The organism is Sinorhizobium terangae (assembly GCF_009601505.1).
In the GTDB taxonomy this organism is placed as follows: Bacteria; Pseudomonadota; Alphaproteobacteria; order Rhizobiales; family Rhizobiaceae; genus Sinorhizobium; species Sinorhizobium terangae.
Map to the genome: position 1 here is coordinate 1 of NZ_WITC01000127.1, position 11,959 is coordinate 11,959.

Annotated in this window: 7 protein-coding genes and 1 pseudogene; 3 read left to right on the top strand and 5 right to left on the bottom strand. The window is 63.2% G+C overall.

Annotated elements, in window-relative coordinates:
- Window positions 1-130: 130 nt before the first annotated feature.
- The 3 genes and pseudogenes from GHK62_RS30630 (at window position 131) to GHK62_RS30640 (ending at window position 6,297) form a co-directional block, all read left to right on the top strand.
- Window positions 131-1,018, top strand: coding sequence for a tyrosine-type recombinase/integrase (locus GHK62_RS30630; protein WP_153437046.1), 888 nt, complete (start codon window positions 131-133; stop codon window positions 1,016-1,018).
- A gap of 13 nt (window positions 1,019-1,031) precedes the next feature.
- Window positions 1,032-2,218 (top strand): annotated as a pseudogene (locus tag GHK62_RS30635) (IS91 family transposase).
- A gap of 695 nt (window positions 2,219-2,913) precedes the next feature.
- Window positions 2,914-6,297 carry an AAA family ATPase gene (locus tag GHK62_RS30640; protein ID WP_167528407.1) on the top strand — a complete coding sequence of 1,128 codons (3,384 nt, stop codon included), beginning with the start codon at window positions 2,914-2,916 and terminating at the stop codon, window positions 6,295-6,297.
- 318 nt (window positions 6,298-6,615) lie between these two features.
- On the opposite strand, the gene GHK62_RS30645 is transcribed toward GHK62_RS30640, so the two are convergent.
- The 5 genes from GHK62_RS30645 to GHK62_RS30665 all read right to left on the bottom strand — a co-directional run bounded on the left by GHK62_RS30645 (window position 6,616) and on the right by GHK62_RS30665 (window position 11,934).
- Window positions 6,616-7,194, bottom strand: a complete 579-nt coding sequence (locus GHK62_RS30645; protein ID WP_184109012.1) for a winged helix-turn-helix domain-containing protein — start codon at window positions 7,192-7,194, stop codon at window positions 6,616-6,618.
- 330 nt (window positions 7,195-7,524) lie between these two features.
- Window positions 7,525-9,135 (bottom strand): copper resistance CopC/CopD family protein, encoded by a 1,611-nt coding sequence (locus GHK62_RS30650; RefSeq protein ID WP_283061267.1) that lies wholly within the window; start codon window positions 9,133-9,135, stop codon window positions 7,525-7,527.
- A 65-nt stretch (window positions 9,136-9,200) separates the two neighbouring features.
- Complete coding sequence (locus GHK62_RS30655) at window positions 9,201-9,731, bottom strand: YcnI family copper-binding membrane protein (RefSeq protein WP_153442722.1); 531 nt, start codon at window positions 9,729-9,731, stop codon at window positions 9,201-9,203.
- A gap of 177 nt (window positions 9,732-9,908) precedes the next feature.
- Window positions 9,909-10,292, bottom strand: coding sequence for a DUF2946 family protein (locus GHK62_RS33910; protein WP_184109010.1), 384 nt, complete (start codon window positions 10,290-10,292; stop codon window positions 9,909-9,911).
- Between the two features lie 184 nt (window positions 10,293-10,476).
- Complete coding sequence (locus GHK62_RS30665) at window positions 10,477-11,934, bottom strand: metal-dependent hydrolase family protein (protein WP_153442724.1); 1,458 nt, start codon at window positions 11,932-11,934, stop codon at window positions 10,477-10,479.
- Window positions 11,935-11,959 lie beyond the last annotated feature (25 nt).

Sequence of the window (11,959 nt, forward strand, 5' to 3'; positions counted from 1 at the left end):
GGACTAAGCCGCTCGCGCGGCAATGGCGCTTGTGGCTGGCGGTGCGTTTCCTGATCGACGTCGGTTCTTTGTGTCTCGGGTTCCTGGCCTGACGATTGAGACTTCTCAATCTGATGGACAGGAGGGTCCGATGACAGAGGAGAAGACCACCGCGCTGCGTGAGCGGATGATCGAGGACATGCGCATCCGCGGGATGGGCGACAAGGCGCAGCAAGGCCACATCCGGGCGATCAAGGATTTCGCGGCCTTTCTGGGGCGCTCACCCGACACGGCGACGCCGGAGGAGTTGCGGGCCTACCAGCTACACATGACCAATGCCGGGGTGACGCCCTCGACATTCAATGTCCGGATCATCGCGCTCAGGTTCTTTTTCGGGATCACCTGCGGGCGCGAGGAGATGAAGCGGTACATGCAGTTCCAACGCAAACCGCAGAAGCTGCCGGTCGTCTTGAGCGTCGAGGAGGTCGCCGACCTGCTGGCCGCGGCTCCCGGGCCCGGGCTGAAGTATCGGGCGGCGCTCAGCATCAGCTATGGCGCCGGGCTGCGGGCGTCGGAGGTGTGCCACCTCAAGGTCACTGACATCGACAGCGAGCGCATGCTGATCCACGTCGAAGAAGGCAAGGGCGGCAAGGATCGCAAGGCCATGCTATCGCCGGGCTTGCTGGATCTGCTGCGCGATTACTGGCGGGAGGCGCGTCCGCGGGGATGGTTGTTTCCCGGCAAGCCGAAGATCAATCCGATCTCGCCGCGCCAGCTCAACCGGGCCTTCACCGCGGCCAAGCACATGGCGGGCATCGCCAAGCCCGCAACGCTGCATACCCTGCGCCACAGCTTCGCCACGCATCTGCTGGAGGCGAACACCGACGTGCGGGTGATCCAGGTTCTGCTCGGCCATGCCAAGCTGAGCAGCACCGCCCGCTACACCCACGTCGCCACCAAGTTGATCCGCGACACCATCAGCCCGTTCGAGCGCCTGAAGCAGTTGGAGGATCTCACCCTGAGGCGTCGGCTGGAATGAAGCGCGCGCCGGGGTGCCCCGGCAAAAGCTGGAGATCGCTGACATCTTCCGAGCCTATGGGCCTGCGTGGCGGCGAGCCAATGCCGGGCATGTCAGCCTGACCCAGCTCAAGGTCATGGCGGCGATCGAAGCCTGCCGAACCGAGGCGCTCGGCGGGCATGTGGCGGCTTGCACCAAGTGCGGGCATAACCACATCGCCTATAATTCCTGCAAGAACCGGCACTGTCCGAAGTGCCAGGGCCCCGCGGCGCGCGACTGGATGGCCGCCCGCGCCGAAGACCTGCTGTCGGTCGAGTATTTCCACGTGGTCTTCACCCTGCCGGCCGAGATCGCGCAGATCGCTTACTGGAACAAGAAAGCTGTCTACGACCTGCTGTTTCGGGTATCGGCCGAGACGCTGAGCACTATCGCCGCCGATCCCCGGCAGCTTGGCGCGCACATCGGCATGACCAGCGTGCTACACACCTGGGGATCGGCGCTGATCCATCACCCGCATGTGCACATCATCGTGCCCGGCGGCGGGCTGTCGCCGGATGGCACGCGGTGGATCTCATGCCGCCCCGGGTTCTTCCTGCCGGTGCGGGTTCTGTCGCGACTGTTCCGGCGGTTGTTTATCGCAGGGCTGCGGGCACTGCATTGCGCCGGCGATCTGAGGTTCTACGCTGATCTGACAGCTCTCGCAGAGGCTGACGCGTTCGCCGCCTGGCTGTGCGCAAATCAGAATGGGTCGTCTATGCCAAGCCGCCGTTCGGCGGTCCCGAAGCGGTGCTCGCCTATCTCAGCCGCTATACCCACCGGGTGGCGATCTCCAACAGCCGTCTGATCAGCGCCGATGCCGAGACCGTCACCTTCCGCTGGAAGGACTACCGGATCAAGACCGGCGACCGTCAGAAGGTGATGCGGCTGGCCACCGACGAGTTCATCCGCCGCTTCCTGCTCCATGTGCTGCCCGACGGTTTCCACCGCATCCGCCATTACGGCCTGCTCGCCAGTGCGGGCCGCAAGACCAAGGTCGCAAAGATCCGCGCTCTGCTCGGAGCGGAAACGGCCAAACACAATGATCCGCCAAGCGCTGAGACGATCCCGCTCACTCTGAGACAGCCATGCCCCGAGTGCGGTGGCCCGATGCGCATCATCGAGATCTTCCGACGCGGTCAGAAACCCAGAGCCCGGGCGCCACCGAGAAAGCAGGCCGCATGACAAGGTGCCCGTCACATTGGCCAAAGCCGACCCGAAAACACTCTGCATTCCGGGATCGGATCGCTTTGCGCCCAATAACACTGAGCATCGCAAAAGCGTCGAAATCGGCACCAACGAGACCGCCAGATCTGCTTCCGATCATCGCCTCCCACACCCTCGGGTCGGCGCCTTTGCGTCTGTCGGCAGCGCCGAAGTCCACAACAGACGCCCGCGGCCCCGCGCTTTCCCCATAGGTCCCACCCAGCCTCCGCGGCTTCCTCCTTCCAAGGTTTGTCAACGCGGGCCGCCCAACGCCAGCGGCAAACGTCGCGCTGCGGCCCGCATCGAAAAACCTTCAGGCAAGGTGCCGTTCGGCTCGTCTGCCAGAACGAACACGTTGCGCCGTGAGCAGACGTTCCCGGCGCCGCCTGAAACCGGACCTTCACTGCTACCGCCCGAATCGACCTTTCGGTGCATCCTATTGATGAAGTCCGACCGTACGCCTTGATCCACCGGTGGCCGCGTCCCATGCCAGAACGTCACCTTGGACCAGCCGCGTCCTCCATAGACGCGCGACCATCGGACTCACAGATGGTCATTTCAGCCAGCCGACGAACGACGCAGGCCGTGCGGTCCTCTTTGCTCGGGTCGTGCGGCCTAAGGACTTCTGGAGTATGCTGAAGAACCTTGCACTCCGAGTAGACGGAGGAGGAGCCATGGACGTCGGTGCCTGGCTGCGCGATCAAGGGCTGGGACAGTACGAAGAAACGTTCCGCCAAAACGACATCGATCCTGAAGTCCTAGGAGATCTTACGGCCGAGGACCTGATTGGGCTTGGCGTCGCTTCAGTCGGGCACCGTCGTAAACTGCTTGCTGCCATCGCCGCACTGCGAGAGGTCGCTCAACAACCGAGCGGCTCAGCCGGGGTTGGCGGAACACCTGTAACCCTACCGGAGCCGGAGCGCCGCCAGCTCACCGTGATGTTCGTCGACCTTGTCGACTCGACCAGGCTTTCCTCACGACTCGATCCAGAAGAAATGAGCGAACTGCTGCGGGCCTATCAGGGTGCGGTGGCGAGTGCTATAGCGCGCTTCGAGGGCCACGTTGCCAAGTACATGGGCGATGGCGTGCTCGCTTACTTTGGCTACCCGCGTGCTCACGAGGATGAGGCCGAACGAGCGGTGCGAGCGGGGCTTGCCGCCATTGACGCAGTGGGAAACCTGCAACCACCGCATGGGGAGACACTGCAAGCCCGCGTCGGCATCGCGACCGGCTTGGTGGTTGTCGGCGAACTGATTGGCGAAGGTGCAGCGCGTGAGGAGACGGTAATCGGCGAGACGCCCAATTTAGCGGCACGACTGCAAAGTGTCGCCGAGCCGGGAACGGTGGTGGTGTCATCCACCACCCGGCAGCTGATCGGCGGCCTGTTCGATCTCGCCGAGCTCGGCTCCCAACCAATGAAGGGCTTTCCTGCGTCCGTACCCGCTTGGCGCGTGCTCGGTGAAAGCTCTGCGGAAAGCCGTTTCGAAGCCCTGCACGGGGCGAGCTTGACTCCGCTCGTCGGTCGCGAGCACGAGATAGGACTCCTGCTTAAGCGCTGGGAAGCGGTCAAAGAAAGCGAAGGCCGTGTGGTGTTGCTAGCGGGCGAGCCCGGCATCGGCAAGTCGCGCCTTGTTCGTGCCCTGCGTCGGCGTCTCGAAGGCGAGCCCCATACGACTGTAAGTCACTACTGCTCGCCCTATCATCAGACCAGTCCGCTTCATCCGGTTATCCGCCTTCTGGAGCGGGCAGCTGGCTTCGCCGCGGAGGATCCCCCCGCAGTGAAACTGAGCAAGCTCGAAGCGCTGCTCACGCAATCGACCGAAGACGTCGCCGAAGCGGCCCCGTTGCTCGCGGCGTTGCTGTCTGTTCCAGCGGACGATCGCTATCTGCCGTTGGAGTTGAGCCCGCACCGGCAGAAGAAGCGGACGCTGGAGGTACTCGTTGATCAGCTCATCGGGCTCGCGGCGCGTCGGCCCGTCCTGGCAGTATATGAGGACGTGCATTGGGCAGATCCAACCTCGCTGGAGCTATTAGATCTCGTTGTTGATCGCGTGCAGGACTCGCCCGTGCTGGTGCTCATCACATTCCGCTCCGAGTTTCTCCCACTGTGGATGCACTATCCGCACGTTACGGCATTGACGCTTAGTCGTTTGAGCCGTCGGCAAGGCGCAGATATGGTCGAGAGCCTGACCGGCGGCAGGTCTCTGCCTGACGAAGTGCTCAACCAGATCGTCGGACAGACAGACGGCGTGCCGCTCTTCGTCGAGGAGCTCACGCGCGCGATACTGGAGACCAACTTGCTTAAAGACGAGGGCGATCACTACGCTCTCGCGAGTCCCGTGTCGGCGATCGCAATTCCAGCTACGCTTCAGGAATCGTTATTGGCTCGGCTCGACCGACTTGCGCCCGCCAGGGAGTTAGCGCAGGTGGCGGCCGCAATCGGTCGAGAATTCTCGCATGAGCTGCTCGTGACCGCCGCGCCGTTGCAGACGAGCGAGGTAGAGGAAGCACTGGACGACCTCATTGCTTCAGGATTGGTGTTCCGCCACGGGACTTCGCCGCAGGTGACCTACAGCTTCAAGCACGCACTCGTACGCGACGCTGCCTACGCGACCCTTGTGCGCACGAAACGACAACGGTTGCACGCGGCGATAGCCACAGCAATCGAGCAACGTTTCCCCGAAACTGTCCAGACGCAGCCCGAGCTTCTGGCCCAGCACTATGCGGAGGCCGGGCGGCTGGAACCTGCAGTCAATTACTGGCTCAGGGCCGGGCAAGCAGAGATTGCGCGCTCCGCAACCACCGAAGCGATTACACATCTGACAAGAGGGCTGGAACTGCTTGAAGGACTGCCTGATGATGCCGCGCGATGGCGGCAGGAACTCGAACTACAAGTCGCTCTCAGCGTCGCCCTGATGACAGCCAAGGGTTGGGCAGCGCCAGAGGTCGGCCGGGCCAACGCGCGAGCACGCGAATTATGCGAGCGGATCGGGGATAAAGGCAGGCTCTTCCCTGTCCTCTACGGGGAGTGGGTCTTCCACGTCGTGCGCGCCGAGCTGGAGGCGGGAAGGAAGGCGGGAGAGGAACTGCTCAAGCGCGCGCAGGAAGAACGGGAGGCGTCCGGGGAGACTGTCGGTAACCGCATCGCCGGAACCGATGCCTTCCTTCGCGGCGAGATTGCGACTGCCCGTAAATATCTGGAACGGTCGCTCGCCCTTTATGACCCGCAGCAACACCGCTCTCTTGCGTACCTGTTCGCCCAGGATCCTCGGGTGGCGGGACTATCGGTCCTCTCCTGGACCCTCTTCGCTCTCGGTTATCCCGAGCAGGCTGAGGCCAGGAGCAACGAGGCATTGGCGGACGCAAGGGAACTTTCCCACCGCAACACCCTCGGTTACGCCCTGCTTTACGGCTGCATCCTGTCACAGCTTCGCGGCGACTGGCGAGAAGCGCGAGATCGGGCGGATTCACTGATCACGCTCGCAAGAGCGCAGGGCTCTCCGCACTTCCTGGGTGCAGGCACGATCGTTCGAGGCTGGACGCTAGCAGAGACGGGTGAATTGCCGGCGGCCATCACCCAGGTTCGAGAGGGCTTGGCGTCGTGGCAGATGACTAGAGCGAGATTCCTGGTTCCATTCTTTTTGAGCTTGCTCGCGCGCGTCGAGACCCATGCCGGGGGAGCACAGCGGGCCTTGGATTTGCTGACCGACGCGCTGGATCGAGCGCGCGAAACGGGCGAGCGGTGGTTCGAGGCGGAATTGCATCGGCTGACGGGCGAGCTGATGCTTAAGCTGCCCGCGTTTGATCGTGCCGAGGCGGAAGCACGACTCCGGCACGCGGTCGAGATAGCGCGAGGGCAAAACGCTGACTTATGGGAGTTGCGCGCGGCGACAAGCCTAGGCCGACTATGGGTCGTGCAGAAGCGGTTTGGCGACGCTCATCACCTGCTTGCGCCACTCTACGGCAAGTTTACCGAGGGATTCGCGACATTGGATCTGCAATCGGCCCAACGGGTGCTTCGTGAGACAGCCGGCTTCCATGGCAAGTTATCCGACTAGTCAGCCGTTGCAATGTTCCGCCCTAGGCTGCGCTGACAGCACGTGGGACGGCAAGGATGTGGTGTGATCGAGCGTTACCACTGCAGTAGACGTTCGCTTTCCGGCAACGAATTAGAGCTCCTGAATATCCGATCCGGAGTCAAGACTGGTGGTTCTGCTCACTGAGGGAATCATCGTTTAGGGTCGAGAATTCGCGTTCCTCAGAGGTCGCAGCCTTTCACGGCTCCACTGATCTGTTTTCCGGACCAATCGAAGCGAAGCGCAATTCGGTGGTGCGAGCATCTGCCTCACGCTCTCACAAAACGATAAGCGTTGTGCTTACGCTCCGCGTATCCGAGACCCGGATAGCTCCAGTTCCGACAGGTCGATCGAGAGGACCTCGCCTTCGCCCGCGACTCTCGAGACCACCGCTCTGGCGACGGTGGACTTCGCCATTCCTCCGGGGCCCGCGACGGTCACCAGGCGTCCCTTGCCGAGCTGGTCGGTGATTGTCGCGAGAGAGTAGTCGCGTCCGAAGATTTGGGATTCCGGACGCTCGCGCTGAAGCTTGTGAGGCGGTAGGGAAGAAGCGGCCCTTGGACCGTGGTGCTCCACCGGGGCGATGAAGGTGTACCCGCGGCCGGGTATGTTTGCGATGAAGCGCGGCTCGCGTTGCGTGTCCCCTAATGCTTTCCTTAGCGCGGAGACGTGCACGCGGAGATTGGCCTCATCCACAAAAGTGTCGGGCCAGACTTGCCTCACAATCTCCGCGTTGGTCTTCAACTCGCCGGGATGGGAGATAAGAAACAGGAGGATATCCAGGGCGCGGCTTCCCGGCGGAACCACGCGCCCGTTCCGCGACAGGCAGCGCCTGACGGGCACTACCGAGAACGGCCCGAAATGGAATGCCTCTTCCACGTTAGCGTCCCCCTGCGAGAGCGTGCAGGTTGAGCCTAACGCGCCGGGGATGTCAAATTGCAAAGGCTCTTGGGGCTTGGCGGCTTCCGCCTTTGTGATCGGATCGACGATGCCGCCACATAGTCTTGAGCGTGGGCTTCCCCGATTCGGATACCTGAAGGCGCGCGATAATGAGGAGGTACGCTCGCTTTAACAAACAACGGAGCGGCTGCAATGGCGCGCAATCCGGGCAATCACCACGACTGCCTCCGATGACCGATGCGGTCGAGACGCGCCCTTTGTGCCGATACCGGCAAGGTGCGGAAGTGGGTCCAATATCGGCCGCATGCGCTACGGCCCGATCTGGATCTCTCCCTCGATCCGGGTGATCTCAAAGTCGCTGATCAGTATATCGAGCCTGATTTTCCAAAGGCCGGGGAGGGGCAGCAGGAGGTCGGACGTGCGCCAGGTTCCGTCCGTCGCCTTGCTCGCCTTGCGTTTGATCTCGGCGACACCGGCGGACGGGTTGGAGAAGACGAAAGTGACTTCCTTCGGGTCCAGCGCGGAGAAATCGCCGGCCATGACGAGGGCGGAGGCTTCGACCGGTCCCGGTCTTCCGGGTGTGATCGTTATTTCCGCCATCGCCTTCTCACCGTGAATGTGGACCGAGGCGGGCTCCGCTGCGACCGACACCAGCGCGCGCGGTGGCGGCGTGAAACGCCAGGAAGCCGCCACGCCGAAAATCATCAGCACCACAAGCGCCTCCGCTGCGATCGAGCGTACGAGATACCGTGTGGCGCCTTGATCGCCGGCTTCCACGCGGCCGGTCAGCACCCATCGATTGATTGCCGCCAGAGCAAAAAGAATGAGGAGGAGAGCGAGCTTGACCAGGAATACATTGCCATAGGCCGTGTCGAGAAGGGCCGACGGCTGGCCCACCTGCACGACCAGGAGCACGATGCCCGCCGCCACGAGAAGGGCGATGGAGAAGGGAATGAAAACGGAGAAGCGATGCAGGGCCTTGAGGGCATGCGCACGGCCGGTCTGGAACAGCCTTGCGATAGGCACCAGGGCACCGACCCAGAGCGTGATCGCGATCGCATGCAGGAAGACGCTCGGGCGCATCAGCCATTGCGGTTCGGCGGCGCTGGCATGGCCGCTGAGGGAGAGGGCAGCCGAACCCGTCAACAGCGCCAGGAGCGAGGTCCAGCGCGCGACCTGCCGCCGGCGCGAGAGCAGCGCGACGCCTGCAAGGGCGAGCGCGGCGATCATCACGACAACAGTCCTGCCGAAGCTTGTTCCGAGTCCGGTCGACCAAACCGATGGTTCGGCCAGCGCGGAAAGCGGCATGCCGAGCGCATCCAGCCCCTGAAGCCCGGCGGATAAACCTGTCCCTCCCAGCCCGATGCCAAGCATGGCCGTTATGAAGCGCAGCCCGGCTCGCGCGCCTTGCAGCAACCAGCTCAAGGCGAAGACGCCGCCGATGCCGAAGAACAGACCCGCATAGAGCGCCACCCGGCCCAGCCAAAGTGCGGCGCGCACCGGCCAGTCGATCACTTCGCCGGCGTAAGTGGACCTGCTTGGCGACCTTATCGAAAAGACGATCGAGCCGCCGACCGGATGCCCGTCTTCGGAGACGACGCGCCAAGACAAAACGTGCGTGCCTGCGGAGAGGTCAGGCGGTACCTCGATTTCCACCGTGCGGTCCCGGAGGGTAAACCGCTCGAGTGCGACTGCGGAGCCATCCGGCTTGACCAGTTTCAATGCCAGAGGCGACACCGGCTCGCTGAACGACAGCGCAAGCCTTGCGGGCGCAGCCGGAACGACTGCGCCATCCCGCGGCTCGGTCGCTGTCAACGACGCATGGGCGAGCGCCGCCGTCGCCAGAAACAGCCAGGCGAGAACAGCGATCGTTGCCCGGCCAAGACCGGGCGGGAATTTCATGGCCGCGAGCGTGTACACCGGGTAACCCAGACGTCGAAGGAGCCGGCGCCGAAGCGCCAGCTTATTGGCTCAATATTCAGCGCTCAATGTCCAGAGACTTTTTCGAGCAGTTTCAGGCCCGGCGCCGGCAATTCGAGGTCGTCGGACGACTGGCCGGCAGCCGGAATCTCGATCCAGCGCTCGGCGAGGCCGCCGGCGCACTCCTGCACGACCGGGAAATACAGCGTCTCGCCGGCCTTGAGGTCGGGCGTCAGGAAGACGCGCAGCGCGAATTCGTCGTACTCGTCGTCGGCGAGGCTTCCGCCGCTCCAGATCAACTCCTTCACGCCTTCGCTGGTCGGCGTGCCGTAGTAGTCATAGGACTTCGCGTAAGTGCCCTTGACCTTCTCGATGGTCCAGCCGGCCTTCGGCTGCGGCTTGACCGCAATGACGCCTTCGGGGATCTGCACCCGGACGGTCGTCGTCGGCTTGCCCTCGCAGCCGTGCGGCACCTGCAGGATCGCCTTGTAGGTCGAGCCGACGGGCGCCTCCTTGACCTGCAGGCTGACATGCGCCAGCGCGGCGCCGGTTCCAAGCGCCAGAATGGCTGCGGTCGCAATGAACGTCTTCAACATATTTCGTCTCCATGTCGCCGGCGGTTCGGCCCGGCGGTGATCAAAATGGCACGAGGGCCTGACAGAATGCCGGGTGTCTTCCGCCTGCGAATGCCAGGCGCGGTTTCTCGGCTTCATATTGGATTGGATGCGCTGGCGCGACTAAACGTTCGCGAAATCAGCGTGGCGTAGATATTTTCACGCCTTGCGCGGAGGCGCCCTTGGGCTTCCTTGAAACTCTTTCAGCCATTGGCGAAGTTCGGGACCATCCCTTGCTACAGGGAGATTGACGGGCGGCGCAGACGGCGCATCGAGAACGTAGAGCTGTCTCCCCGGGATCGCAGGATGCGCGAACATCCCGCAAGCGAGCGTGCAACAGTCCGGCTTTTTCGAGTGATCGGTCGATGGCGCCGGGTCATGCGTCCCGTGGTTCGCATCTGAAATGCAGAGCGGGTTTCCGAACGTATCCAGCCCGAGCGGCTTGGTGCCGGCCGCAAGCCCGCTTGCAGCCTGCAGAACGAGCATGCATGCGGCGACAAGCGCCACCCAAATGCTCTTTCTACTACGCAGGTGCTTCAGCATGATTGCTCCGATCGATCACCCATCTATCAGCGGAGACTCCATTTGAATATGCTCTCGGTCAAAGAAGTTCGAGGGAAATGCCTGCCCGGGAGGAGAAATCGCTGGAGATCCGCAGCATAAGTCCCTTGGCTGATCTCGAAGAGGCACATGCGCTTATCGATGCCATGAGCCAATGGCGCATCGATCAAAGGGTATTCTTGTAGATCCGACCGTCCTTCATGATGACCTTCAGATTGTTTCGGTCGGCGATCAGTGAGATGTCGGCCAGCGGGTCGCCACCGACCAGCAGCAGATCGGCGAGCGCGTCCGCTTCGATGACGCCGAGCTTGCCGGTATAGGGGCTCCGCGGCCCCGAGAGGGCAAGCAGTTCCGCATTGTCCGCAGTCGCCATCTTGAGTACTTCAGCCGGCGCATGCCACCGGATGAGCTTGGCGAGCTGCGCTCCCTGGCGGGCCGCGATCCTTTCCGAAAATAACGTGTCGGTGCCGAAAGCCGTCTTGACCCCGTGCTTCTTCGCAAGCTCGAAAGCTGTGTCCGTGCCGCTGATGACCTGCATCTGGGAAAAGCGTTGCGGCGACCCCTCCGGAAATGGTGCCGCGTCCTCGTCATCCAGAAACGGCTGAAGGCTCCACCAGATGCTCTTCTCCGCCATCAGCCTGGCGGAGTCCTCGTCGGCAAGATGCCCGTGCTCGATGCATTTGACACCCGCCGCGATCGCCAGGCGGATGGCTTTTGGCGTGTAGGCGTGCACCGTCACGTACGTGTTCCACCCCGCCGCCGCCTCGACCGCGGCGCGGAGCTCTGCTTCGGTATATTGCGTGGAGTCGAGCGGATCATGGTCGGAGGTGACGCCGCCGCCCGCCATCACCTTTATTTGGCTCGCACCCTGGAAAAGTTGCTCGCGCGTTCGCCGCAGCACCTCGTCGACCCCATCGGCGATGGCAGCCGCGCCGCTGCGCTCGGAAAAATGCAGCCGGTCGCCATCTTCGCGGGGCAGATCGTGAACGGTGCGAAAGTCTCCGTGGCCGGACGTTTGCGAGATCATCGCACCGGCCGGCCAGATGCGGGGACCGACGATCGCGCCATCGTCGATCGCCCGCTTCAGCGCGAACACGGGCCCACCGACATCCCGTGCGGTGGTGAAGCCCTGCATCAGGAAGTCGCCGGCAGCGCGCGCGGAGCGCAACGCCAGATAACTGGGATCGGCGGTCAGCGCCACCGCCAGGGGAATCGTCGAGAAGGCGAGATGCGTGTGGGCGTCGATCAGCCCCGGCATCAACACGCCGCCGGCGCCGTCTATCGTCAGCGCTTCCGCGGGCGCGCCGCCATCCTCCACCGATTTGATCCTGTTGCCTTCGACGAGCACCTTTACACCCTCGCGAAGGGTCGGGGAGGTACCATCGAAGAGGCGGATGTTGGTGAAGAGGATCGGTCGAGCCGGCGCAGGGGGAGGCGACTGCAACTGCGCCGACGCGGTTGTTCCCAGGCCGACACCGGTCACCATTGCTGCCACTCCGGTCATGAAAGTGCGCCGGGAAAAGCCAAGCTTGACGCGCTCGGCAATGTATCGGATTTCGGGCCTGTGGCAGAGGCATCCAATGTGGTCGGGTGGAGCCGTCGTTGCCGCCGAGCAGTCGAACATGACATTCCCCCCTCGCGATGATTAC

Bases quoted from the DNA above. Each gene is read 5' to 3' on its own strand.
- GHK62_RS30655 (WP_153442722.1), bottom strand. From the start codon at position 9,731: ATGTTGAAGACGTTCATTGCGACCGCAGCCATTCTGGCGCTTGGAACC.
- GHK62_RS30630 (WP_153437046.1), top strand. From the start codon at position 131: ATGACAGAGGAGAAGACCACCGCGCTGCGTGAGCGGATGATCGAGGAC.
- GHK62_RS33910 (WP_184109010.1), bottom strand. From the start codon at position 10,292: ATGCTGAAGCACCTGCGTAGTAGAAAGAGCATTTGGGTGGCGCTTGTC.
- GHK62_RS30665 (WP_153442724.1), bottom strand. From the start codon at position 11,934: ATGTTCGACTGCTCGGCGGCAACGACGGCTCCACCCGACCACATTGGA.
- GHK62_RS30640 (WP_167528407.1), top strand. From the start codon at position 2,914: ATGGACGTCGGTGCCTGGCTGCGCGATCAAGGGCTGGGACAGTACGAA.